General features: G+C 65.3%; 24 protein-coding genes and 2 tRNA genes. 6 read left to right on the top strand and 20 right to left on the bottom strand.

Going from position 1 to position 24,591, the window contains the following annotated elements; all coding sequences use genetic code 11:
• Positions 1 to 451, top strand: a 451-nt coding sequence (locus AC3IFE_RS29805; RefSeq protein WP_489193794.1) for a transposase, incomplete at its 5' end; no start/stop codon positions are given.
• 51 nt (positions 452 to 502) lie between these two features.
• Here AC3IFE_RS29805 and bamC read toward each other — a convergent pair.
• From bamC to AC3IFE_RS29790, 3 genes are all read right to left on the bottom strand, one after another.
• Positions 503 to 1,711, bottom strand: a complete 1,209-nt coding sequence (bamC, locus tag AC3IFE_RS29800; protein WP_089467291.1) for an NlpB/DapX family lipoprotein — start codon at positions 1,709 to 1,711, stop codon at positions 503 to 505.
• A 140-nt stretch (positions 1,712 to 1,851) separates the two neighbouring features.
• Positions 1,852 to 1,928, bottom strand: a tRNA-Pro gene (locus AC3IFE_RS29795).
• A 131-nt stretch (positions 1,929 to 2,059) separates the two neighbouring features.
• A complete protein-coding gene (locus tag AC3IFE_RS29790) occupies positions 2,060 to 2,773 on the bottom strand; it encodes a class I SAM-dependent methyltransferase (protein ID WP_489193791.1) in 714 nt (237 codons plus the stop codon).
• 395 nt (positions 2,774 to 3,168) lie between these two features.
• On the opposite strand from AC3IFE_RS29790, the gene AC3IFE_RS29785 reads away from it, so the two are divergent.
• Positions 3,169 to 5,379: a hypothetical protein gene (locus tag AC3IFE_RS29785; protein ID WP_489193789.1), complete on the top strand. Its 2,211-nt coding sequence runs from the start codon at positions 3,169 to 3,171 to the stop codon at positions 5,377 to 5,379.
• An 80-nt stretch (positions 5,380 to 5,459) separates the two neighbouring features.
• Here AC3IFE_RS29785 and AC3IFE_RS29780 read toward each other — a convergent pair whose 3' ends face one another.
• The 13 genes from AC3IFE_RS29780 to AC3IFE_RS29720 all read right to left on the bottom strand — a co-directional run bounded on the left by AC3IFE_RS29780 (position 5,460) and on the right by AC3IFE_RS29720 (position 18,410).
• Entirely contained in the window at positions 5,460 to 5,873 is a 414-nt protein-coding gene (locus AC3IFE_RS29780) for a MerR family transcriptional regulator (protein ID WP_301739767.1), read from the bottom strand.
• A gap of 57 nt (positions 5,874 to 5,930) precedes the next feature.
• Entirely contained in the window at positions 5,931 to 6,317 is a 387-nt protein-coding gene (locus tag AC3IFE_RS29775) for an integration host factor subunit alpha (protein ID WP_006486093.1), read from the bottom strand.
• A gap of 72 nt (positions 6,318 to 6,389) precedes the next feature.
• Complete coding sequence (gene pheT, locus AC3IFE_RS29770) at positions 6,390 to 8,819, bottom strand: phenylalanine--tRNA ligase subunit beta (protein ID WP_489193787.1); 2,430 nt, start codon at positions 8,817 to 8,819, stop codon at positions 6,390 to 6,392.
• A gap of 96 nt (positions 8,820 to 8,915) precedes the next feature.
• Positions 8,916 to 9,929, bottom strand: coding sequence for a phenylalanine--tRNA ligase subunit alpha (gene pheS / locus AC3IFE_RS29765; RefSeq protein ID WP_179233384.1), 1,014 nt, complete (start codon positions 9,927 to 9,929; stop codon positions 8,916 to 8,918).
• 149 nt (positions 9,930 to 10,078) lie between these two features.
• Entirely contained in the window at positions 10,079 to 10,438 is a 360-nt protein-coding gene (gene rplT / locus AC3IFE_RS29760) for a 50S ribosomal protein L20 (protein ID WP_004192938.1), read from the bottom strand.
• A 30-nt stretch (positions 10,439 to 10,468) separates the two neighbouring features.
• Complete coding sequence (rpmI, locus tag AC3IFE_RS29755; RefSeq protein WP_004191477.1) at positions 10,469 to 10,666, bottom strand: 50S ribosomal protein L35; 198 nt, start codon at positions 10,664 to 10,666, stop codon at positions 10,469 to 10,471.
• A gap of 190 nt (positions 10,667 to 10,856) precedes the next feature.
• The gene (infC, locus tag AC3IFE_RS29750) at positions 10,857 to 11,381 is read right to left on the bottom strand and encodes a translation initiation factor IF-3 (RefSeq protein ID WP_071734130.1); all 525 of its coding nucleotides are present in this window, start codon (positions 11,379 to 11,381) and stop codon (positions 10,857 to 10,859) included.
• A 49-nt stretch (positions 11,382 to 11,430) separates the two neighbouring features.
• The gene (gene thrS / locus AC3IFE_RS29745; RefSeq protein ID WP_089467283.1) at positions 11,431 to 13,338 is read right to left on the bottom strand and encodes a threonine--tRNA ligase; all 1,908 of its coding nucleotides are present in this window, start codon (positions 13,336 to 13,338) and stop codon (positions 11,431 to 11,433) included.
• Positions 13,339 to 13,609: 271 nt separating this feature from the next.
• Positions 13,610 to 13,686 (bottom strand) — tRNA-Val (locus AC3IFE_RS29740).
• An 83-nt stretch (positions 13,687 to 13,769) separates the two neighbouring features.
• Complete coding sequence (locus AC3IFE_RS29735; protein WP_489193777.1) at positions 13,770 to 16,007, bottom strand: RelA/SpoT family protein; 2,238 nt, start codon at positions 16,005 to 16,007, stop codon at positions 13,770 to 13,772.
• A 39-nt stretch (positions 16,008 to 16,046) separates the two neighbouring features.
• Positions 16,047 to 16,400, bottom strand: a complete 354-nt coding sequence (locus AC3IFE_RS29730; RefSeq protein WP_006486103.1) for a RidA family protein — start codon at positions 16,398 to 16,400, stop codon at positions 16,047 to 16,049.
• A gap of 79 nt (positions 16,401 to 16,479) precedes the next feature.
• Positions 16,480 to 17,376 (bottom strand): alpha/beta fold hydrolase, encoded by an 897-nt coding sequence (locus AC3IFE_RS29725; protein ID WP_489193774.1) that lies wholly within the window; start codon positions 17,374 to 17,376, stop codon positions 16,480 to 16,482.
• 125 nt (positions 17,377 to 17,501) lie between these two features.
• Entirely contained in the window at positions 17,502 to 18,410 is a 909-nt protein-coding gene (locus tag AC3IFE_RS29720) for a LysR family transcriptional regulator (RefSeq protein ID WP_489193773.1), read from the bottom strand.
• Positions 18,411 to 18,544: 134 nt separating this feature from the next.
• Between AC3IFE_RS29720 and AC3IFE_RS29715 the strand changes: the two genes are divergently transcribed.
• The 3 genes from AC3IFE_RS29715 to AC3IFE_RS29705 are packed head-to-tail and all read left to right on the top strand — an operon-like array spanning position 18,545 to position 20,891.
• Positions 18,545 to 19,102 (top strand): ester cyclase, encoded by a 558-nt coding sequence (locus AC3IFE_RS29715; protein WP_489193771.1) that lies wholly within the window; start codon positions 18,545 to 18,547, stop codon positions 19,100 to 19,102.
• Positions 19,103 to 19,113: 11 nt separating this feature from the next.
• The gene (locus tag AC3IFE_RS29710; RefSeq protein WP_489193769.1) at positions 19,114 to 20,124 is read left to right on the top strand and encodes a polysaccharide deacetylase family protein; all 1,011 of its coding nucleotides are present in this window, start codon (positions 19,114 to 19,116) and stop codon (positions 20,122 to 20,124) included.
• A 53-nt stretch (positions 20,125 to 20,177) separates the two neighbouring features.
• Positions 20,178 to 20,891, top strand: coding sequence for an SDR family oxidoreductase (locus AC3IFE_RS29705; RefSeq protein ID WP_489193767.1), 714 nt, complete (start codon positions 20,178 to 20,180; stop codon positions 20,889 to 20,891).
• A 76-nt stretch (positions 20,892 to 20,967) separates the two neighbouring features.
• Here AC3IFE_RS29705 and AC3IFE_RS29700 read toward each other — a convergent pair whose 3' ends face one another.
• Together AC3IFE_RS29700 and AC3IFE_RS29695 are read right to left on the bottom strand one after the other, a co-directional pair.
• A complete protein-coding gene (locus tag AC3IFE_RS29700; protein WP_089467276.1) occupies positions 20,968 to 21,609 on the bottom strand; it encodes a CoA transferase subunit B in 642 nt (213 codons plus the stop codon).
• Position 21,610: 1 nt separating this feature from the next.
• Complete coding sequence (locus AC3IFE_RS29695) at positions 21,611 to 22,315, bottom strand: CoA transferase subunit A (RefSeq protein WP_489193765.1); 705 nt, start codon at positions 22,313 to 22,315, stop codon at positions 21,611 to 21,613.
• A 216-nt stretch (positions 22,316 to 22,531) separates the two neighbouring features.
• On the opposite strand from AC3IFE_RS29695, the gene AC3IFE_RS29690 reads away from it, so the two are divergent.
• Complete coding sequence (locus AC3IFE_RS29690) at positions 22,532 to 23,077, top strand: LuxR C-terminal-related transcriptional regulator (RefSeq protein WP_089467274.1); 546 nt, start codon at positions 22,532 to 22,534, stop codon at positions 23,075 to 23,077.
• A 120-nt stretch (positions 23,078 to 23,197) separates the two neighbouring features.
• On the opposite strand, the gene AC3IFE_RS29685 is transcribed toward AC3IFE_RS29690, so the two are convergent.
• Both AC3IFE_RS29685 and AC3IFE_RS29680 read right to left on the bottom strand, forming a co-directional pair.
• Complete coding sequence (locus tag AC3IFE_RS29685) at positions 23,198 to 23,638, bottom strand: acyl-CoA thioesterase (RefSeq protein ID WP_089434924.1); 441 nt, start codon at positions 23,636 to 23,638, stop codon at positions 23,198 to 23,200.
• Between the two features lie 32 nt (positions 23,639 to 23,670).
• On the bottom strand, positions 23,671 to 24,453 hold the full coding sequence (locus AC3IFE_RS29680) for an SDR family oxidoreductase (protein ID WP_089467273.1): 783 nt from the start codon (positions 24,451 to 24,453) through the stop codon (positions 23,671 to 23,673).
• Positions 24,454 to 24,591: the final 138 nt, after the last annotated feature.

Below are 24,591 nucleotides of genomic sequence, written 5' to 3'. Positions count from 1 at the left end.
GTTCGACCGAAAACGCTACACGAGCGCCGATATCGTGGCCTGCTATGCGCGCCGCTGGCAAATTGAAACCAGCTATCGAGAACTCAAGCAGACGATGATGGGCATGGCGCCGATCCTGCGCAGCCGCAGCGTTGAGGGGGTGTATCAGGAAATCTGGGGCGCGCTGATTGCCTACAACCTCGTGCGATTGGAGATTGCCAAGGCCGCGCTTGCGGTGAAGTGCGAGCCGACTGAGATTAGCTTCGTGCGCGCCTTCCACGTCATCCAGTACGAATTGCACTGGGCCGCGGTTACCCGTGCGCAGGGCAAACTCCCAGCCCTGCTGCAACGACTGCGACTACGTCTGGTCGCGCTACTCAAAGAAGAACGGCCCGCTCGAAAATTCGAGCGGGCCGTGAAGGCCGTGCCAAAACGCTATGCCGTCCGCGTCCTTAAAAAGAACCTTAACTGAACGGCATTACCGCCGAAGGCGGGCTTTTCGAGGGTGCGGGAAACGCCGGGATCAGCGGAGCTGATTCACGAGCAACCCCATGATCTGGCGAGCCGGCGACGACGTGTCGATCGCGCCCGCATCGTCGACGACCGCGACGCGCGTCTGGTCGGCCGTGAGCGCCTTCACGTTGACGCGATACTGCTTCGCCTGCTTTTCCTTCTTGCCGTGGAACAGTTGGCTCCAGAAGCCCTGCTCGGCCGAGCTCAGATCCTTCGGATCGACATAGCGCACGAAATACAGGCCCTTCGAGCGATCGCGATCGTCGACCGTGAAGTTCGCGCGATCGAGCGCGAGACCGACGTGCAGCCACGACCGGTCGTACGGCTCGCCGAGCGTGACTTCGGACGGCACGGCCGCTTCAGCCGCGTCGTTGCCTTGCGCCGACGTGCGCGACACGTTCTGCGCGGCGATTGCCGCAGCGGCCTTCGACGACGCGTCGGCATCGGCCTTCTTGTCCTTCGGCACCGCGTTGTCCTTGATGTTCGCGATCGGCGGCTCGCCATTCTTCGCGCGCTGCTCGTTCTGCGCGAGCACGGCCATCAGCCGCTTCAGGTATTCCGTCTCGAGCGCCGGATCGTTCGGCTTCGGCTCCCATTTGCTCGAATCGTTGTTCGCGCCGGTGATCGCCTCGCGCATCCCCTTCTGGCTGATGAACACGTAGGTGCCGCCGTTCGGCGCCGAGTCGAGACGCGTACGGTACTTGTTGCGCTCGGCCGTCACGTACGAATTGCCCATCGCCTTCGAGATCACGCTGCGAATCAGGCCGTCGTTGATCTGCGGATGGGTTTCGTTCCAGTCGGTTTCCATCACGCCCTTGTCGCGCTGGTCGACGACGAGCAGGAAGCCCTGCTCCTGCCAGAAACGGCGAACCTGCGGCCAGATGGCGGCCGGTTGCTTGCCGTCGATCACGAGCCAGCTTTCGGTGCCGTCGCGCTGGATATGCATGCCGGCCACGGCTGGCGCGACGGTGTCCAGCGCCGGCGCGGCCTGCTGGACCTGCTTGAGCGCGGACAGGGAAGTCGCGCCGCCCTGGGGCGGCAGCGAACGCTGATCGGCCGTCTCGTCGAGCATGTTGGGCGGCACTGCGAGCGACGCTTCCTTCGATTTCGAATCGCTCTTGTAGTCCACTTTCGTGGGCGACGACGTACCGCAACCGGCGACGAGCGCGCCGGTGGCGAGCACTGCAGCGAACCGCATGGTAAGACGAAGATCAGTCATGTTCGGGGAATCCTCTTCCGCTAAATCACGGCGCTTTCCGTGGATCAACCTTGCATTTTACCGGGGCCGCGCTGCGATGTGCAAAAAAGCGACGGCCAAGAAAAAACCCGCGTCAGCTTGAACTGACGCGGGTTCTTGTCTGGTCGGGGCGAGAGGATTTGAACCTCCGACCACCTGCACCCCATGCAGGTACGCTACCAGGCTGCGCTACGCCCCGAAAGAAAAAAATTATAACAGACAGTTTCCCGATTTAGAACGGGTCGCATGCATTTTGTGCATGTTCTCGTGAAATTTTTTGGCGCGATCGCAGCGATGCAAGCAATCTGCGGCACCGCTCCCGCGTCGCCGTCACCGCTTGCGCGCAACGCAGATGACCGTCAGGCCCGCGACGCGGTTGAAGCGGAACATCGGCAGCTCGATGCGGCAGATCGTCTTGAGCAAGCCATTGACGAACGGATGATGACGGCGCAATTGCGACGCAGGCTCGCGCGGATGCGAACGCGCCCGCTCACCCAGCCGCAGTGCGGCCGCGAGCGGAAACGTCAGGCCGAAATAATAGGCGCCGTGCTCGACGTCGAGCCCCGCACACCGGACCACGTCCTCGAGGCCGCCGAGCGTGTACCTGCGCTTGTGCTCGAGAAAATCGTCGTGGCCGCTCCACAGGAACTGGAACGCGGGCACCGTGATCAGGAACCGGCTGCCCGAAGGCGCGCCATTCACATACTGCGTCAGCAGCCCGACGTCGTCGTCGACATGCTCGAGCACGTCCATCAGCAACACGAGATCGGCGTCGAATCGATCGACGGAGCGCCGATAGTGGATGGGCTTGCCGGCCGCCTCGCCGTCGCTGTCGTCGGCGTAGCTCGTATCGACACACCATGCTTCCGTCGCCGGCGTGCGCTCGAGCAAATGCTTCGAGAAAAAGCCGGAGCCCGCACCGACGTCGAGTATCCGGTTCGCGCCCGACGCGCCCAGGAACCGGCGAATGGCGCTCGCCTTCGACGCGTAGTACCAGTGATCGCCCACCCCCGCACCCAGTACGTCGACTTCCTTCAGGTCCATGGCGCTTCCCCGTGATGGCTGCCGTATTGTGATGTCGAACCCGCCACTGATGCCGATCTTACCTCGCCGCCATGGCCGATCGTATCCGTCGATGCCCGGGGCCGCGCCGCTTCGGCATCCGGTGAAACCGGCACGGCCAACGCCGGCCGCGGGTTTTCAGCAGCGCATCGAAAGACGCCGGCCGGCGTCCGGACAAACCAAACGACCGTTTGATCCGGCCGCCGATCCACCACGAATCCATTGCCAGACAGCCCGCCGACGCGTCGCGCGCGGGCGCCCGTTGTTTGGTAACGCCGCTCTAGCGCGCTATGACACACTGCACGGCATCGACGCTCGCGCCGTGCAGTGGCGCGCGCCGCCGTCGATCAAGACAAGACAAGACATGGAGACAGACGATGCGGAATGCGGTCCGGCGCGGCCATCGCTCGCCTTTGGCAATTTTCGACCGGGTTGCCGGCTTGGGACGCAGAGCCGCCCCGCGATCCCACACGACCTCTCGCGTGGTCGGCTGCGGCGCGCTGGCGCTCGCGCTGCTGTGTGCCGGCTGCGCGGAATCGGCCGCGCAGCGCGACAGCAACACGTCCATCGCATCGACGAAGATCGAGCGCACGAAGGCCGAGCGCCTCGCGCGCGAGCAGCAAATCGCGCGCACCGTGCCATCGCTCGCGTCGATCAGCCTCACGCAGCCGCGCCCGTTCACGCTGCGCGACTCGGGCCAGAACGGCGCAATGACGTTCCTGCGCGACGTCGATTTCCGCGTCGTCAACAATCTCGGCTTCTTCGTTCATCAGTTGTCGGCCACGCTCGTGCCCACGCAGGCCGGCGCACCGATCGTGTTCGACGATCCGACGAGCTTCGAGATCGACGTGCACGAAGGCACGGTCACGCTCGACAACGCGAAGCTGACCGCCCTCTTCAACACCTACATCTTCGGTTATCGCAACGCGCCGCTGCGCAAGCTCGCGGTATCGGCCGGCGACGGCGTGATCCATCTGCAAGGCGAGATGCAGCGCGACGGCTGGGTACCGTTCTCGCTGACCGGCACGCTCGCGATCCGCGACGGCAGCCAGCTCGTGTTCCACCCGACCGGCGTACGCGTGTCGGGCCTCGACGCGCAGCCGGTGATGCGCGCGGCCAACGTGAAAATGGCCGATCTGCTGAAGGTGCAGACGCCGATCGCGCAACTCGCCGGCGACGATCTCGTGATGGCGGTCGACAAGCTGATGCCGCCGCCGCGCCTGAAGCTCGCGATCACCGCGTTGCGCGTGACGCCGGCGGGCCTCGACCTGACGCTCGACGACGGCACGCATGCCGGCTTCGCGATGCCCGCGAACGCGCCGCAGCAGGCCATGTATATCCGCGGCGGCGACGTGAAGTTCATGCGCTCGATGCCGATGAACGCGGACATCCTGATCGGTCCGCTCGACACGTCGAAGCGCGACCAGACGTTCGTGTTCGACCTGTATCACTATCGCGACCAGGTATCGGCCGGCTACTTCAACTTCGACGAAAGCGGCGCGATGGCGATCCGGATGCCTTCGTATGCGGGCCCGGCCAGCGGCGCGCTGCTCGGCAACGCGGCCGCGCGCCTGAACGACAGCTTCCTCGCCGCGCAGCAAAGTGCGCTGCGCGACGTGCGCCAGCACTGGGAAGCGTACGCGCTCGCGGCGGACGCCGCACGGCCCGGCATGCAGAAGGTCGCGATGCGGCGCACGTCGACGACGCCGTTCAACGAACGGCACGTGTCGAACCGCAACCCGACGATCCATCTGCGCAACGTCGACTTCAACCTGTCCGGCGATATCGGCTTTCATGTCGAGGATCTCGACGTGGAACTCGTGTCGAAGCGCGCCGGCGAACCCGTCGATCTCGACGATCCGAACCAGTACGACATCCGCATTCTCGGCGGCACGGTCGTCGAGTCGTGGAAGGCGATGTCGGCGCTCTTCAACGACTACCTGCTCGACTATTCGCCGCGTTCGCTGAACGACCTGCAACTGAGCGCGGACGGGCAGAACCTGCGCGTCCGGGGCGGCATCAAGCTGTGGAATCACGTGCCGGGCGTCTGGCTGCCGACCGACATGAAGGGCTCGCTGACGGTGCTCGACGACCGCCACCTCGCATTCAAGCCGTCGCAGGTGTCGGTGCTCGGCATCCCGCAGGCGACGCTGCTGCGCTCGCTCGGCATCGAGCTCTCGTCGCTGACACCGCTGCGGCGGCGCGGCGCGGAATTGCGCGGCGACACGCTCGTGCTCGACCAGTACACCGTGTTCCCGCCCCCCGTGCTGAACGGCAAGCTCAGCCAGGCGACGGTCGAGCGCGACGGATTGCGCCTCACGTTCCGGCGCGCCGCGGGCGCGCCCGCGCCGAAGCGGCCGCAGATCGATGCGCCGAGCTACATGTGGATGGAAGGCGGCGACATGAAGATGTTCAACGTGCTCGAACTGAACGTGCGCGCGCTGATCCGGAATTCGGCCGAGGCCGGCCCGATGCGGTTCGACCTGTACGGGTACCGCAACCAGGTCGCGCAGGGCTCGGTGCGGATGCTGCCGGACGGCACGCTGGTCGTCGACATGGGCCAGAAGAATCCGCTCGCATCGCGCTGATCCGCAGGCACGATCCGCATGAAAAAAGCCCGGTGGCGGTCGCCAACCGGGCTTTCCCAGGCATTCTGCACGCCGTGCGCTCAGCCGTGTTTCAGGCCGTCGATCACGTCCAGCAACGCCTGCCGCAACGCGGTCACATCGACGTTGGCGCCCGACTTGGCCGCGCCGCGCGCCTCGGCGGCCTGCACATCGGATTCGACCGGCTCCGCCGCGGCCCGCTCGCTGCCCGGCGAATCGAGCCGGTTGCGCGCGCCGTTGATCGTGAATCCCTGCTCGTACAGCAACTCGCGAATCCGCCGGATCAGCAGCACTTCGTGATGCTGGTAATACCGCCGATTGCCGCGCCGCTTCACCGGCCGCAGCTGCGTGAATTCCTGTTCCCAGTAACGCAGCACATGCGGTTTGACCCCGCACAGCTCGCTGACTTCGCCGATCGTGAAGTAGCGCTTCGCGGGAATCGGAGGCAAGACGACTTTCTCAACCGTGGTGGTCATCGTCGGTTAACCGTCGGTAAGGGTGCGCGGCGGCCGCGCGGGGCGTGGGCGCGCGTCTTACTCCGCGCCGTTTTCGACCAGCGCCTTCAGCTTCTGGCTCGCGTGGAAGGTTACCACCCGGCGGGCCGCGATCGGAATCGCCTCGCCCGTCTTCGGATTGCGGCCCGGACGCTGCGGCTTGTCGCGCAGTTGGAAATTGCCGAATCCCGACAGCTTGACGCTTTCGCCGTTTTCGAGCGCATCGCGGATCACTTCGAAAAACGCCTCGACCATGTCCTTCGCTTCACGCTTGTTCAGCCCGACGCTGTCGAACAGCAGCTCCGCCAGTTCCGCCTTCGTCAGCGTCGGCGTCTCGGTGGACGCCGGCGCCGAAGCGTCGCGGTTCATGGCGCTGCGTTGCGCCGTCAGGAGGGCTTCGAATTCACTCGAGGTCATGTCGTTCATATCTGCCATACAGCGCGTTGAATCAAAACTTACGATGGAAAAAAGCCGCCCGCGAGCGGGCGGGCCTTCTCCTTAGCCGCGCAGGCGCGCACCAGCACGAGCCATGCGCTCGACCAGCGTCTGGATCGCCTGATCGACGACCTCGTCCTGCAGCGTGCCAGCCGCGTCCTGCAACGTCACGCGGAAGGCAAGGCTCTTCTCGTTCGCGGCAAGACCACCGGAAGTATTTGATTTTGCACGAAATTCGTCGAAGAGTACAACCTTCTGAACGAATCGGCAGGCGTCGTCGGCCAGCGCCTTCTTCATTTCGTCGAAAAGTGCCTGAACCTCGACCGCCTGATCGACGACAACGGCGATATCGCGACGGACCGGCGGGAATTTCGACACGTCGGTCGGCGCGGGCAGCGCACGTGCCGTGAGCGCATCCGCGTCGATTTCGAACATCACCGGCGCGTGCGGCAGCTCGTACTTCTGCATCAGGCGCGGGTGCAGCTCGCCGATCCAGCCGACCGCGCGACCATCGACCTCGATGCGTGCGCTGCGGCCCGGATGAAGGGCCGGATGCTCGGCCTTCACGAAACGCGCGGCCGCCGGCGCGAGCAACGCCTCGAGATCGCCCTTCACGTCGAAGAAATCGACCGCGCGGGTCGCGACGCCCCACTGCTCGTCGAATGCCGGACCGTACGCCAGCGCGCCGACGCGCTTCGGCTGCGCATGACCTTCGACCGCCAGTTCACCGGCCTTCACCGACGGATCGGCGACGAACACGCGCCCCGATTCGAACACGCGCACGCGATCGGCGCGCCGGTTCAGGTTGTGACGCAGCACGGCGATCAGGCTGCCGAACAGCGTCGTGCGCATGACCGACAGCTGGCTCGCGATCGGGTTCAGCAGCCGGATCGGGTGGTCGTTGCCCGCGAAATCCTGCTCCCACTCCGCATCGACGAAGCTGAAGTTGACCGTTTCCGCGTAGTCGCGCGCGGCGAGCGCGTGACGGATGTCGTGGATCGAACGCCGCGTCTCGTGGGTCGCGCGCATTTCGCTCGTCGCGACCGGCGGCCGCGCCGGGATCTTCTCGAAGCCGTAGATACGCGCCACTTCCTCGATCAGGTCTTCCTCGATCTCGATGTCGAAGCGGTGCGACGGCGGCGTGACGAGGAACGCGTCGTCTTCACGCTCGAACGGCAGGCCGAGACGCGTGAAGATGTTCGCGATCTCGTCGGCGTCGATCTTCACGCCGATGATGCGGTTCGCGCGCGACACGCGCATCTTCACCGGCGCGCGCTGCGGCAGGTTCACCGCCTGATCGTCGACCGGGCCGGCCTTGCCGCCGCAGATCTCGAGGATCAGTTGCGTGATGCGCTCGACGTGCTCGACGGTCGTCGCGTAATCGACGCCGCGCTCGAAACGATGGGCCGCATCGGTCGAGAAGTTGTACTTGCGCGCGCGGCCGCGGATGCTGTCCGGCCACCAGAACGCGGCTTCCAGATAGATGTTGGTCGTATCGAGCGTGACGGCCGTGCTGTCGCCGCCCATGATGCCGGCCAGGCTTTCGACCTGACGATCGTCCGCAATCACGCCAACCGTTTCGTCGAGTTCGACCGTGTTGCCGTTGAGCAGCTTCAGCGATTCGCCGCGCTTGCCCCAGCGCACCTCGATGCCACCGTGGATCTTGTCGAGATCGAACACGTGCGACGGACGGCCGAGTTCGAACATCACGTAGTTCGAGATGTCGACAAGCGCGGACACGCTTCGCTGGCCCGAGCGCTCGAGGCGCTCGACCATCCACTGCGGCGTCTTCGCATGCGCGTTCACGCCGCGGATCACGCGCCCCGAGAAGCGGCCGCACAGATCGGGCGCGGCGATGCGCACCGGCAGCGTGTCGTCGAGTTCGACGTTCACCGGGCGGATGTCGACCGGCGTCAGCGGTGCGCCGGTGATCGCGACCGTCTCGCGCGCGATACCGAACACCGACAGGCAGTCGGCCTTGTTCGGCGTCAGCTTGATTTCGAAGATCGTGTCGTCGAGATTGAGGGTCTCGCGGATATCCTGGCCGACCGGCGTGTCTTCCGGCAGGATCAGCAGCCCGCTGTGATCCTCGGACAATTTCAGCTCGCGCGCCGAGCACAGCATCCCCTGGCTCTCCACGCCGCGCAGCTTCGACAGCTTGATCGCGAACGGCTTGCCGCCCTCTTCCGCCGGCGGCAATTCCGCGCCGACCAGCGCGACCGGCACCTTGATGCCGGGCGCCACGTTCGGCGCGCCGCAGACGATGTTCAGCGTCGCGCCGGTGCCGGCGTCGATCTGGCAGACATTGAGCTTGTCCGCATCCGGATGCTTGACGACTTCGAGCACGCGGCCGACGACGATCTTCGACGTCGGCGGCGCAGCCTTGCTCAGCGATTCGACTTCGAGCCCCGCCATCGTCAGCGCGTGCGACAGCTCGTCGGTCGTCAGCTGCGGGTCGACAAAGGTTCTCAACCAGGATTCAGGGAATTGCATGGATGTCTACGTTCGAAACAGGTTAGATCGACGCCCGGGCCCCGCGGAAACGTCCGTCGGGGCGTGCGCGGGCACAGGTCGGCGCGGCGAGCGGCGTTACGCGAACTGGCGCAGGAAACGCAGGTCGTTCTCGAAGAACAGCCGCAGATCCTGGACGCCGTAGCGCAGCATCGTCAGGCGCTCGAGGCCGCTGCCGAACGCGAAACCGATGTAGCGCTCGGGGTCGAGGCCCATGTTGCGGATCACGGTCGGATGCACCTGCCCCGAGCCGGAAATTTCGAGCCACTTGCCGGCGTTCTTGCCTTGCTCGAACATCATGTCGATCTCGGCCGACGGTTCCGTGAACGGGAAATACGACGGACGGAAGCGCACGAGGATGTCGTCGCGCTCGAAGAATTTTTTCAGGAAGTCGGTATAGACGCCCTTGAGGTCGGCGAAGCTGATGTTTTCGTCGATCCACAGCCCCTCGACCTGATTGAACATCGGCGAGTGGGTCGCATCGCTGTCGACGCGATACGTGCGGCCCGGCGCGATCACCTTGATCGGCGGACGGTTCATGCGCGCATAACGCACCTGCATCGGGCTCGTGTGCGTGCGCAGCAGCAGCTGGCGGCCGTCGGCATCCTTGCCTTCGACGTAGAAGGTGTCCTGCATCGAACGCGCCGGATGGTTCTCCGGGCTGTTCAGCGACGTGAAGTTGTACCAGTCGGTCTCGATTTCGGGGCCGTCGGCCACATCGAACCCGATCGAACCGAAAATCTGTTCGACACGCTCCCACGTGCGCATCACCGGGTGCAGGCTGCCTGCACCGGCGCCGCGGCCCGGCAACGTCACGTCGATCGCTTCGGCGGTGAGGCGCTGATTCAGCAGCGCGTCGGCCAGTGCCTGACGACGGGCGGTGAGCGCGGTTTCGACCTGCTGCTTCGCGACGTTGATGCGTGCGCCTTCGGTCTTGCGTGCTTCGGGATCGAGCTTGCCGAGGCCCTTGAGCAACTCGGTCAGCGCACCCGATTTGCCGAGAAATCGGGCTTTCTCGTTTTCGAGCGTGGTGATGTCGGCAGCCTGTTCGAAGGACTGCTGCGCGTCGGCGACAATCTGGTCCAGATCCATAGATCCCATCATTTCCAACGTCATTCGGTCTTGGCGAGCGAAATGGCCTCGCCAAACAAAAAAGGGGCTCGGAAGAGCCCCGTTTTCGCTGCAGCGGCCGAGACTACCGGAACCTCGCTGCAACTAACCACGCAGTGCTAATTTCGCAATTAGGCTGCAACGGCGGCTTTCACCTGCTTGACGATCGCAGCAAAAGCAGCCTTGTCGAACACCGCCATATCGGCCAGCACCTTACGGTCGAGTTCGATCGACGCCTTCTTCAGGCCGTTGATGAACACGCTGTAGGTCATGTCGTGCTGGCGAACTGCCGCGTTGATACGCGTGATCCACAGTGCGCGGAACACACGCTTCTTGTTGCGGCGATCGCGGTACGCGTACTGACCAGCGCGCATCACCGCCTGCTTGGCGATGCGGTAGACGTTATTGCGGCGGCCGCGATAACCCTTGGCCAGGTTGATGATCTTCTTGTGGCGGGCCCGTGCGGTTACCCCACGTTTGACTCGAGGCATGTTTCTCTCCTTGGAGTATCAGTTGAGGGGTTACGCGAACGGGAGCATCGCGCGGACGGAGTTCAGATCGGAATCGTGAACTGCCGTTGCGCCGCGCAGATGGCGCTTGTTCTTCGTGGTTTTCTTGGTCAGGATGTGACGCTTGAAGGCTTGACCGCGCTTGACGGTACCGCCCGGACGCACCACGAAGCGCTTTGCAGCGCTCTTCTTGGTCTTCATCTTAGGCATGACGAACAACTCCAGTTTATTAGATGGCGATGGGTGTGCGGTTGGCTTGCGCCCTTGACCCGCCCTTCGAAACCCAGTCCACTTGTGTACGGCGGCCCGCTTGCGCAGCCGCCGTCATCGTTGGCGCGCCGCCCTGACCGGGCAACGCGCCGAACCACTGTCGAACCTGCGCGCGATGCGCGCGGGCCCGTTACTTCTTTTTCTTCGGCGAGAGCACCATGATCATCTGGCGCCCTTCCATCTTCGGCATCTGCTCGACCTGGCCGACTTCCTCGAGATCCGTGCGCAGACGCTCCAGCATCCGCATACCGATTTCCTGGTGAGCCATTTCGCGGCCGCGGAAACGCAACGTGATCTTCGTCTTGTCGCCCTCTTCGAGGAAGCGCACGAGATTGCGGAGCTTGACGTTGTAATCCCCGTCATCGGTACCCGGGCGGAACTTGACTTCCTTCACCTGGATGACCTTCTGCTTCAGCTTCGCTTCGTGCTGCTTCTTCGATTCCTGGTACTTGAACTTGCCGTAATCCATCAGACGGCAAACCGGCGGCACCGCTTGCGGCGCGATCTCCACCAGGTCAACATCCAGTTCTTCCGATTTACGGAAAGCGTCAGCGAGTTTTACGATACCGAGCGGTTCGTTCTCGATCCCGACCAGGCGCACTTCCGGCGCAGTGATTTCACCGTTGATGCGGTGCGACGACTTATCAGTAGCGATGTTACGTTTCCTCTAAAAATTAAAAAAACGAGCCGCGCTGCCAGGGCGGTTACTTGAACGAGCGCAGGTCTTCCTGCAAACGCTCAACGAAGGCTTCGACCGGCATTACGCCAAGTTCGACGCCGCCACGGGCACGCACGGCTACCGTTTGCGCATCACGCTCCTTATCGCCCACGACGAGGAGATAAGGCACCTTTTCCAGCGTGTGCTCGCGTATTTTATAGCTAATCTTCTCGTTGCGCAAATCGGCCGCCACTCTAACCCCTTGTTTTTGCAACGTTTGGGTCAGAGCCTGCGCATATTCGGCCTGACTTGCGGCGATATTGAGCACAATTGCCTGGTACGGCGCGAGCCAGACCGGCATTGCACCAGCGTGGTGCTCGATCAAAATGCCGAGGAAACGCTCCATCGACCCGACGATCGCACGGTGCAGCATCACCGGCCGGCGGCGGCTATTGTCCTCCGCCACGTACTCGGCGCCGAGGCGCTCCGGCAGCACCATGTCGAGCTGCAGCGTGCCGCACTGCCACGAGCGGCCGAGCGCGTCCTTGATGTGGTACTCGATCTTCGGGCCGTAGAACGCACCCTCGCCCGGCAATTCTTCCCACGTGAGGCCGCAGGCCGTCAGCGCATCGCGCAAGCCCTGCTCGGCGCGATCCCACGTTTCGTCCGTGCCCGCACGCTGGTCGGGGCGCAGCGACAGCTTGATGTCGATGTGATCGAAACCGAAGTCCTTGTACACGCTCATGGCCAGCGTGTTGAACGCGATCGATTCCGAGATGAACTGGTCTTCCGTACAGAAAATGTGCGCGTCGTCCTGCACGAAGCCGCGCACGCGCATCAGGCCGTGCAGCGCGCCCGACGCCTCGTTGCGGTGGCACGAGCCGAATTCCGCGTAACGCAGCGGCAGGTCGCGATACGAGCGCAGGCCGTGCTTGAACACCTGGACGTGGCCCGGGCAGTTCATCGGCTTGATCGCGTAGTCGCGCTTCTCCGACTCCGTCGTGAACATGTTCTCGCGATAGTTCTGCCAGTGGCCCGACGCCTCCCACAGCGAGCGGTCCATGATCATCGGCGTCTTGATCTCGAGGTAGCCGGCGTCGTTGACGCGGCGGCGCATGTACTGCTCGACCTGCTGCCACAGCGCCCAGCCCTTCGGATGCCAGAACACCATGCCCGGCGACTCTTCCTGCATGTGGAACAGGTCGAGCTGCTTGCCCAGCTTGCGGTGGTCGCGCTTTTCCGCTTCCTCGAGCATGTGCAGGTACTGATCCTGGTCTTCCTTCTTCGTCCAGGCCGTGCCGTAGATGCGCTGCAGCTGCTCGTTCTTCGAATCGCCGCGCCAGTACGCGCCTGCGACCTTCATCAGCTTGAAGACCTTCAGCTTGCCGGTGGACGGCACGTGCGGACCGCGGCACAGATCGGTGAAGCCGCCGTGCGAGTACAACTTGATTTCGTCGCTTTGCGGAATCGATTCGATGATCTCGGCCTTGTATTTCTCGCCGATGCTGCGGAAATAACCGGCCGCCTCGTCGCGCGACACGACACGGCGCGTGACCGGCTCGTCCTTCTTCGCGAGTTCCTGCATGCGCTTTTCGATCTTTTCGAGATCTTCCGGCGTAAACGGGCGGTTGTACGAGAAGTCGTAATAGAAACCGTTGTCGATTACCGGGCCGATCGTCACCTGCGCGTCCGGATACAGTTCCTTCACCGCATACGCGAGCAAGTGAGCGGTCGAGTGGCGGATGATGTCGAGGCCGTCGGCATCCTTGTCCGTGACGATCGCGAGCGATGCGTCGCGGTCGATCACCGTCGACGTATCCACGAGCTCGCCATCGAGCTTGCCACCCAGCGCAGCCTTCGCCAAGCCGGGACCGATCGAGGCTGCAACCTCGGCAACTGTCACCGGATGCTCGTATTGTCGAACTGAGCCGTCAGGCAAGCGTATCGAAACCATAGCAATCTCCGTGATGCCGACAGTGGGCGGCAGACCAGGTACGCGAGATCAAACTCACGCGTCAAAAATTCGCGACAAAAAAAATGCGGCCCCGCTTTCGAGGGGCCGCATTCGATACTTCACTCAAACTGAAAGGGCGAAAACGTTCCTCGACTAGCGTCGCTCCGAAGTGGTTTCGGTCAACGTTCGCGGTGTCATAACCGTATTCGCCTTGTTCGCGTTGAGTTGTGTACTGCATTGAACACCCGGAGGCCGGGCATTCTCAATTCGTTGGTAGGCTCGATTGGATTCGAACCAACGACCCCCACCATGTCAAGGTGGTGCTCTAACCAACTGAGCTACGAGCCTAGAGAAGCTAAGATTATATGGAGTGGTTACGGGCTTGGCAAGTGTTTTATGCGGTCGCAGCAAAACGACGCGATCCAACCCCATCAGGATTTCCGCCCTGCCCGCACGACGCCCTGCACCTCGCCGAGCAGCGTGCACGCGCGCTGCACCTGCGCCGAATTCGACACCTCGACCGTGAACTGCATGAATGCCGCATTGCGGCGGCTTTGCGTCTTCACGCCCACGACGTTGATCTTTTCGCGCGCGAACACTTCGGAGATATCGCGCAGCAACCCTTGCCGGTCGCTCGCCTCGATCATCAGGTCGACCGGATAGACGGATGCGCCGCGCCCGCCCAGCACGTCGGCCGACCAGGTCGTCTGCAGCACGCGTTCCGGCGCGCGCTCGACCATCCGGCGAAACGTCGGGCAGTCGGTGCGATGGATCGACATCCCCTTGCCGCGCGTGACGAAACCGCTGATCGGATCGGGCGGCGCCGGACGGCAGCAGCGCGCCAGTTGCGTCAGCAGCGCGTCGACGCCGACCACCAGCACGCCGGTCGACGCGCCGTGCGCGACGCTCGCGCCGCTGCTGCGCTTCTCGAAATCGGCCGGCGCCTCGGGCGCCGGTTCCGGCGGCGGCGCGTCGGACAGCGCGTGCTCGACGTTGCGCAGGCTGAATTCTTCCTTGCCAACGACCGAGAACAGCTCCTCGGGCGACTTGAAGCCGAGCTTCGCGGCGAGGTTGTCCAGGTTGACCGACGTCTTGCCCTCGCGCTGCAGCGTCTTTTCGACGAGCGCGCGGCCGTGCGCGACGTTTTCTTCCTGCTCGATCGAGTTGAACCACGCGCGGACCTTCTGCCGCGCGCGCGAACTCTTCAGGTAACCGAGCTGCAGGTTCAGCCAGTCGCGCGACGGCCCGCCTTCCTTCACCGCGACGATCTCGACCGTCTGGCCGTTCGCGAGCGACGTGTTCAGCGGCACCATCGCGCCGTCGACACGCGCGCCGCGGCAGCGATGGCCGAGCTCGCTGTGCAGGTGATACGCGAAATCGACCGGCGTCGCGCCCTGCGGCAGCGCGATCACGCGCGCCTGCGGCGTCAGCACGTAGATGTGGTCGTCGTCGAGCGACGTCTCGCGCAATTGCGCCCACGCCTGGTCGCCCGATACCTCGGTGCCGTCCTCGACGTCGTCCTTCCATGCGAGCAACTGGCGCAGCCACGCGATCTTCTCGTCGTACTTGTCACTCGCCGAGAACTGGCCGCCATAGCCGCGCGCGCCGGCCTCCTTGTAGCGCCAGTGCGCGGCGACGCCGTACTCGGCGAAACGATGCATCTCCTGCGTGCGGATCTGCACTTCGAACGCGCGGCCGTCGTCGCCGATCACGACCGTATGCAGCGACTTGTAGCCGTTCGGCTTCGGCCGCGAGATGTAGTCGTCGAACTCCTTCGGCACCGGCTGCCACAGGTGATGCACGATGCCGAGCACCGCGTAGCAATCCTTGATGTCGGGCACGATCACGCGGAATGCGCGTACGTCGTACAACTCGGAGAAATCGAGCTCCTTGCCGCGCATCTTGCGCCAGATGCTGTAGATATGCTTCGGCCGGCCGCTGACGTCGGCCTGGATGTGCGCTTGCGCGAGCTCGTGCTGCAGCCGCGCGATCGCCTGCGTGACGTACGCCTCGCGCTCGATGCGCTTCTCGTCGAGCAGCTTCGCGATCCGCTTGTAGGTGACGGGATCCTCGAAGCGGAACGCGAGATCCTCGAGCTCCCACTTCAGTTGCCAGATACCGAGACGGTTCGCGAGCGGCGCATAGATCTCGAGCGTCTCGCGCGCGACGTCGGGCGGCGGATCCAGCTTCGCGGCCGCGTAGTAGCGCAGCGACTGCAACCGCGACGCGAGCCGGATCAGCACCACGCGGATGTCCTGCGCGAAGGCGAGCAGCATCTTGCGCAGCGCCTCGATCTGCGTGCGCCGCTCTTCGGCCGCGTCGCGCCCGGAGTCGGGCCTCGCGGCGTTCTGCGCGGCGCGCAGGCTGACGGTGCCGAGCCGCAACAGCTTGCGCACGTCGGACACGAGCCGCGCGACTTCGTCGCCGAAACGCTCGGTCAGCTCGCGCTCGGGATCGCTCAGGTGCGGCGTCAGCACGAACAGCGCGGCGGCCTGCATCGCGTGCGGATCGACGTTCAGCGTGCGCATGATCGCCGCGGTGCCGGCCGAGTGATCGGCAAGCAGTTCGCCCGACGACAGGCGCGCGTCGCCGGCCCGCTCGCGCACGAACGCGAGCACGTCGTCGAACGACGGCGCCGCGACGGGAGAAGCGGAAACGGATTCGGTCATTGCACGGCCTGCCGGAATGCGGTCATCGTCGGATAACGCTCAGCTCCGCTGCGCGGCGACGACCACGATCTCGACGAGCAGCGCCGGATCCGCGAGCTTCGCCTCGACGGTCGCGCGCGGCGGCGTGTTGCCCGGCGCGACCCATGCGTCCCACTCGGCATTCATGCCTTCGAAGTTCGCGAGATCCGAAATGTAGATCTGCACCGACAGCAGATGCGCCTTGTCGCTGTTCGCTTCGGCGAGCAGGCGGTCGATGTGGCCGAGCACTTCGCGCGTCTGGCCGCGGATGTCCTGCGTGGTGTCTTCGGCGATCTGGCCGGCCAGATACACGGTACCGTTGTGGATCGCGGTTTCGGAGAGACGGGCCCCGACGTGGTGACGAATGACTGCCATGAAATGTTCCGGTCGTGATGGGTAGGAATTCGGGCGACGGCACGGCCCGCGTGCCGCCGAACCGCATATTATGACGCGTTTATGCGTCGCCTTCGACGAAAAACCGCCGCGCGAGCGCAATCTGGTCCGCGCTGACGAACGCCGGCGCGTGGCCCGCACCCGGAATCTCGACCTGCGTCACATGCCGGCCGCGACGGACCATTTCGGCCGCCGTCTCGCGCGACAGCAGGTCGGACGTCTCCCCGCGCACGACGAGCAGCGTCGCGTCCGTCGTCTCGATCGCGCGCCACAGCGCGGCCTCGCCGAGCGCGGCCAGTTCGGGCGTCGTCGCCTTGAACGGCTCGGCGATGCGCGGATCGTAGCGCATCGTCCAGCCGCCTTCGGGCAGTTCGTGCAGCAACGGCCCGTTGATCTCGCGCCACTCGTCGGCGCTCAGCGCACCGAACGGCAGCGATAGCGACGTCAGATAGTCGACGCCCTCCTGCTCGGTCGCAAAGCGCGGCTGCACGCCGAGGTACTCGCCGATGCGCGTCAGCGAATCGGGCTCGATGCGCGGGCCGACGTCGTTGACGATCATCCGGCGCAGCGGCGAACCGGGCAGCCCGGCGAGCGCCATGCCGATCAGGCCGCCCATCGACGTGCCGAACCAGTCGACCGATTCGACGTCGAGCCGGGCAATCAGCGTCACCATGTCGGCCACGTACTGCGGAATCGCATAGAGCCGCGGATCGGCCAGCCGGTCCGACCGGCCACGCCCGGTGACATCGGGGCAGACGACGCGATACGTATCGGACAGTGCGGCGGCCAGCCGGTCGAAATCGCGGCCCGAGCGGGTCAGGCCGTGCACGCAGACGAGCACGCGCGAATTCGCGGGGTCGCCCCACTCGGTATAGGCGACGTGGTGGAGGCCGGCCGTGCTCGCGCACTGCACGCGCCGCTGGCGGGGAACCGGGGGATTCGCTGGGGTCGTTGGCATCGTTGGCATCCTGTCGAACGGGGGGGCGACGCGCGGGGCAACGCTTGCGGCGCCCGATGCAAACGATTGTAAACCGCTTCGGAATGACGGGGCGCCACGCGCCCGGCCCGCCACCCGGAACGGGTTCAGTCGTGGCGGCGCCACGCGTCACGCAACTGCTCGCGCAGGAAATCGACGAACGTCCGCACGCGCAACGGCACGTGACGGCCGCCAGGATAGACGGCATGCAGCGGCGCGGCGGACGCCGCGAAGGCCGGCAGCACGCGTACGAGCCGGCCGGCGTCGAGATCGGCGCCGACGTCCCAGATCGACTTCAGCGCAATACCCGCGCCCTCGAGCGCCAGCGTGCGCGCCGCGCCGCCGTCGTTGGTCAGCAGCGCGGCCGTCACCTCGACCGCCACGCCGCCTTGCGTGCCGTCGAATCGCCATTCGGCACGCGGCTGGTCGCCCATCACGATGCATCGATGCGCACGAAGCTCGGCCGGATGGGCCGGCGCCCCGTGCGCCGCGAGATAGCCCGGCGACGCGCACAGCACGCGATGATTCGGCGCCAGCTCGCGCGCGATCATCGTCGAATCGGCAAGATTGCCGATCCGCACGGCGACGTCGATGTCGAACGCGAGCAGATCGACGACCGTATCGGTCAGCATCAATTGCACGGTCAGTTGAGGATGTCGCTGCTGAAAGGCCGCTACAAGCGGCGCGATCCGCAGGCGGCCGAGCTCGCCAGGCGCCGTCACGCGCAGCACGCCGCTAACCGTGCCGCGGCGATCGCGCATCAGCGTTTCCGCATGCTCGATCTCGGCGAGGATGCGCAGCACCTGCGCGTGAAACTGCGCGCCGTCGTCGGTGAGCGTTTGCTGCCGCGTCGTCCGGTGCAGCAGGCGCACGCCGAGCCGCGATTCGAGATGCGCGAGCCGCTTGCTGACGACGGACAACGACAGATCGAGCTCGCGCGCCGCCGCCGACAGGCTGCCGGCGGACACGATCCGCGCGAAGGTATCGAGCGCCGGAAAATCGTCGATCAGCGTCATGGCGCTCGCCTCACCCCAACCTTTCCTTTTTTCGAATAATCCATTCGCCTTTTGCCCGTATTTGTATGCAGAACGGAAACCTACCATACCTGTTCCGCGTCGTCGCCTGACGCTTTCACAGGACCCTCGAAACCATGTCGATCCGCCTTCGTTCGGCCACCCGCCCCGTCGCGCACGCATTCGCGGCAGCCGCTTGCGTCGTGGCGCTCTGGCCCGCCGCCGCCCATGCCGCCGATCTCGTCGCGCCGCACACCCTGACCGTCGCGGCAGGCTTGCCGGCCGCGCAGGCCCGCGCACAAGTGCTGGCCGCGCGCCGCTACGGCAGCTTCTGGAATACCGGCGACCCCGCGCTCGCCCGCGCCGCGCTCGCAGACGACTTCACCGACCGCACGCTGCCGCCCGGCCGCGAACAAGGCGTACCGGGGCCGCTCGCGGCCTCGAGCACGATGCGCGGCGCGATCCCCGACTTGCGCTGCGACATCGAACAGATGATCGTCGCCGGCGACCGGGTCGTCGTGCACCTGCATTTCCGCGGGCATTTCACCGGGGCGTTCAACGGAACGGCCGGGCGCGGGCAGGCGATCGACTTCATCGCGACCGATATCTATCGGATCGACCACGGCCGGATCGCCGAAAACTGGCACATCGAGGACAACCTGACGCTGATGCGTCAGCTCGGGCTCGTCGGCTGACGGAGGGGACCATGACTCACGATAACGACACTTCCGCGACGCCTCTGCCGCGCCGCACGTTCCTGGCCCAGGCCGGCGCCGGGCTCGCGGCCGGCGTCGCGCTGGCCGCGGGCACGTCCGTGGCCGCCACCGCCGCGCCGACGCCGGCGCCCGCGACACCGGGCGCCACGCCGTTCTGGCCGAACGGCGCGCGGCTCGTGATCTCGATCTCGATGCAGTTCGAGGCGGGCGGTCAACCGCCCACGGGGGCGGACAGCCCGTTTCCGGCCGTCGCGTTCCCGCCGTCGGTGCCGGTCGATCTCGCATCGGCCACCTGGTTTGCGTATGGCTACCGGGAAGGCATTCCGCGGCTGCTCGATCTGTGGGACCGGCACGGCGTGAAAGTGACGTCGCACATGATCGGGGAAGCCGCGCGCCGGCACCCCGAACTGGCGCGCGAGATCGTGTCGCGCGGCCACGAAGCCGCCGCGCACGGCCCGACGTGGCGCGCGCAATTCGCGATGAGCCGCGACGACGAGCGCCGCTTCCTGACCGAAGCGCGCGACATGGTCGAAGCGGTGACCGGCCAGCGCCCGACCGGCTACAACTGCAACTGGCTGCGGCGCGGGCCGCATACGCTGTCGCTGCTGCAGGAACTCGGCTACCTGTATCACATCGACGACGTCAGTCGCGACGAACCGTTCATCGAGCTCGTCGGCGGTCGCGATTTCGCGGTGGTCCCGTACACGCTGCGCAACAACGACATCCTGCTGATCGAAGGCCGCAACTACTCGCCGACGATGTTCCTCGAGCAGATCAAGCTCGATTTCGACCAGTTGTACGCGGAAGCCGGACAGCGGCGCAAACTGATGTCGATCAGCGCGCACGACCGGATCAGCGGCACGCCGCAGATGGTCCGCGCGTGGGACGCCTTCCTGCACTACGCTCGATCACACCCGGGGGTCGCTTTCATGCGCAAGGACGACATCGCGCGCTTCGCGCTGCACAGCCCGTCGACGCTGCGCGAGACCGAAACGATCTGACCGGATTCCGCTCAGCTCATTCCGTTTAACTCATCATCCAGGAGATGACTTCCATGAACGATCCGCTCCACGGAAAGAACGTACTCGTCGTCGGCGGAAGCTCCGGCATCGGCGCCGCCACCGCGACGGCATTCGCGCGGCGCGGCGCGCATCTGACGATCGCGTCGCGCGACCCGGCCAGGTTCGACGTCGACGCCATCCCGGGCGCGCAGGTGCGGACCGCCGCGCTCGACATCACCGATACGGCGGACGTCGACGCGTTCTGCGCGCGCGCCGGCCGGTTCGACCACGTCGTGATTTCAGCCGCGAAGACGGCCACGGGCCCGGTCCGGGCGTTGCCGCTGGCCGACGCGCAGGCAGCGATGGACAGCAAGTTCTGGGGCGCCTATCGCATCGCCCGCGCGATCGATATCGCGCCAGGCGGCTCGCTGACGTTCGTGTCGGGTTTCCTCAGCGTGCGGCCGAGCGCGTCGTCCGTCCTGCAAGGCGCGATCAACGCGGCGCTCGAGGCGCTCGCCCGCGGGCTGGCGCTCGAACTGGCGCCGGTTCGCGTGAATACCGTGTCGCCGGGCCTGATCGCGACGCCGCTGTGGGACAAGCTCGCACCCGACGCCCGCGACGCGATGTACGCGGGCGCCGCCCAGCGGCTTCCGGCGCGCAGGGTCGGCCAGCCGGAGGATGTCGCGAACGCGATCCTGTATCTGGCGGCCACGCCTTATGCAACCGGCTCGACGGTACTGATCGACGGCGGCGGCGCGATTGCGTGACACGTGCATGCATGACAAAACGCCCCGCGTTCCGTCGGGAACGCGGGGCGTCGAGGATCACGCACCAGGGTAGTGCTCAGGCCACGGCGCTGACGTCGAGCGGCGCGCCCGTCTTCGCCTGGATCTCGTCGACGCTCACGCCGTCGGCGAGTTCGAGCACCTTCAACCCGGACGGCGTCACTTCGATCACGCCGAGATCGGTGATGATCAGGTCGACCACGCCGACACCCGTGAGCGGCAGGTTGCATGCCTCGAGAATCTTGTGCTGGTCGCCCTTCGCGACATGCTCCATCAGCACGACGACACGCCCCACCCCCGCGACGAGGTCCATCGCGCCGCCCATCCCCTTGATCATCTTGCCGGGGATCATCCAGTTCGCGAGGTCGCCCTGCTTGCTGACCTGCATCGCGCCGAGGATCGCGAGGTTGATGTGGCCGCCGCGGATCATCGCGAACGAATCGGCCGACGAGAAGATCGACGAACCGGGCAGCGTCGTGACGGTCTGCTTGCCGGCGTTGATCAGATCGGCGTCGACTTCGTCTTCGGTCGGCGACGGGCCGATGCCGAGCAGGCCGTTCTCCGACTGCAGCCACACCTCGACGCCGTCCGGCACGTGGTTCGCGACGAGCGTCGGCAGGCCGATGCCGAGGTTCACGTAGAAGCCGTCCTGCAGTTCCTTCGCCGCGCGCGCGGCCATCTGGTCACGATTCCAGGCCATGTCAGTCTCCTTTCGCGCGTACGACGCGTTGTTCGATGCGTTTTTCCGGCGTCGCGTTCAGCACGATGCGCTGCACGAAGATCCCCGGCGTATGAACCTGATCCGGATCGAGCGTGCCGTTCTCGACGATCTCCTCGACCTCCACCACGGTGATCTTGCCGGCCATCGCGCACATCGGGTTGAAGTTGCGCGCGGTGCGGCGGTAAATGAGGTTGCCGGACTTGTCGGCCTTCCACGCCTTGACGAGCGCGACGTCGGCCGTCAGCGACGGCTCGAGCACGTAGTGGCGATCGCCGAACTGGCGCGTTTCCTTGCCTTCCGCGATCACGGTGCCGTAGCCGGTATTCGTGAAGAACGCGGGGATGCCCGCGCCGCCCGCGCGCAGCTTCTCGGCGAGCGTGCCCTGCGGCGCGAATTCGAGCTCGAGTTCGCCGGCCAGGTACTGGCGCTCGAACTCCTTGTTCTCGCCGACGTACGACGAGATCATCTTCTTGATCTGGCGCGTTTCCAGCAGCAGGCCGAGGCCGAAACCGTCGACGCCCGCGTTGTTGCTGATGCAGGTGATGCCCTTGACGCCCGAATCGCGCAACGCCGCGATCAGCGCCTCGGGAATGCCGCACAGGCCGAAGCCGCCCACCGCGAAGGTCTGTCCGTCGCGGACGATCCCCTCCAGCGCGGCAGCCGCGCTTGGATAGACTTTGTTCATCAGTTGTCCCTTCCTCTATGGAAACCAGCAAAACCGGTTCACGCGCCACGTGGCGCAAGCCCGCCGCACCATTCTATGCATGCGCGGCGATGCCTGCGTCGAGGCGCGCTTTTTATGTCGCGACGAACGCCGCGAGATGCCTGAAAGGGTACGATGCGGCGCGGATGCGGCACAATACGCAAAAATACATAAGCATTTCCCTCCGCCCCCCGCACCATGCCCGATCTCGATTACCAGACCGCCTTCCACCTCGCGCCGCTCGGCCTCGTGCTGTCGCGCGACCGCGTGATCGAGGACTGCAACGACGCGCTCGCGTCGATCTTTCGCTGCGCGCGGGCCGACCTGATCGGACAATCGTATGCGGTGCTCTACCCGTCCACGGACGAATTCCAGCGAATCGGCGAGCGCATCGCACGCGTGATGGTCGCGAACGGTGTCTATTCGGATGACAGAATCATGAAGCGCGCGGACGGCGAACTGTTCTGGTGCCACGTGACGGGCCGCGCGCTCGACCGCACCGAGCCGCTCGCGGCCGGCGTCTGGACCTTCGAGGATTTGAGCGCGACGCGCCGCGTCGCGGTCGAACTGACCCCGCGCGAGCGCGAGATCGCGGCGCAGCTCGCGACCGGCAAGACCAGCAAGCAAATCGGACGCGTGCTCGACATCAGCTCGCGCACGGTCGACATCTACCGCGCGCGGCTGATGCGCAAATACGGAACGAACAATACGCCGGAGCTGCTGCAGCGCCTGCTCGGGCAGTGAACGCGCCTTGCGTCGCGGCGCGCGAATGACGATCAGCCGCACACGGCGGCCGATTGACGGACACGACCGGCCCGGCGCGCCCCCGGCGACCCGGTACGCGCCGCCTGCCGATATGCACGCTCAGCCGACTTTCGTCGCCAGCGCGTGCTCGATCGTGTCGCGCAGCAAGGGCGGCAGCGGCACCGACTTGCCGAGCGCGTAGTCGACCCACACGCAACGTGCGTTGCCGCGTGCATAAACATGCTGCGGATCGTCCGCGCGCGTGAGCTCGAACCCGGTGTCGAAACTGCTTCGGCCGGGCTTCGCGGCCGACATCCTCGCGATCACGTCGCCCGGATAGTGCAGCTGTTTGAGGAACTCCATCGACGCGGTGACGATGACGGGCCCCTGCCCCTCGCCATTGCCGCCCGCAATGCCGAGCTGCTCGAACCACGATATCCGCGCCTGCTCCATGTAGCGGAAATAGACCGTGTTGTTCACATGGCCGAATGCGTCCATGTCGCCCCAGCGGATCGGCATCGACATCTCAAAAACAGGGGAGTAATCGCTAGTTGCACTCATGGCAGTCTTCTTTGTTGCGAAATGTCATCCGCTCACGCAAGGCCGAAGCCGTCGTCCGCGGAGATGATCGAGCCATTGATGAACTGCGACTCGTCGGCCGCGAGCAGCAACAACAGCCCGTCGAGATCCTGCGGCTTGCCGACGCGCCGGCGCGGCAGCATCGACTGCAGCTTCTGGCCCTGCTCGGTTTCCCACAGGTAATGATTGATTTCGGTATCGATATAGCCCGGGCAGATCGCGTTCACGTTGATCCCGTGGCGCCCCCACTCCAGCGCCATCGCGCGCGTCATCTGCACGACCGCGGCCTTGCTCATCGCGTACAGCCCGATCTGCGGGAACACGCGCAGCCCGGCCACCGACGCGATGTTGATGATCCGGCACGGCGGCTTGCCGTTGCCGCCGCCGTTCGCGCGCATGATCATCCGCTTCGCGACTTCCTGCGCGACGAAAAATGCGCCGCGCGTGTTCGTATCGAACACGAACTCGAAATCCGCCGGCGTGATGTCGACGAGCTTCTGCATCGTCGACACGCCCGAATTGTTCACGAGGATGTCGATCGTGCCGGCTTCCGTCTCCGCATGCGCGACGGCCGCCTTGATGCTCTGCACGTCCGTCACGTCGAGCGACACGACGTGCGCGGCGCCGCCCGCCGCCTCGATCTCCGCGCGCAACTCCTTCAGGCGCTCGACGCGGCGGCTCGCGAGCACGACCTTCGCGCCCGCCTGCGACAGCACCTGCGCAAAACGCTGCCCGAGGCCGCTCGACGCGCCGGTGACCAGCGCGACCTTGCCTTCCAGATTGATCGATCGACCCATTTGCACATCCCCTTTCGATGTCGTTGCGCCAGCCCGGGCGGCACAGCCCGGGCGGCATTACCCTAGCACAAAAAATAGAACGATCGTGCTAATCTACTTGCATGTTGTTGCGGCAAGCGTTTCGTTTCGCAGACAATA

This window comes from Burkholderia sp. APQ4-4ca, from assembly GCF_057837105.1.
The sequence above is the reverse complement of the archived record's forward strand: the minus strand, read 5'-3'. Positions and strand labels throughout refer to the sequence as shown.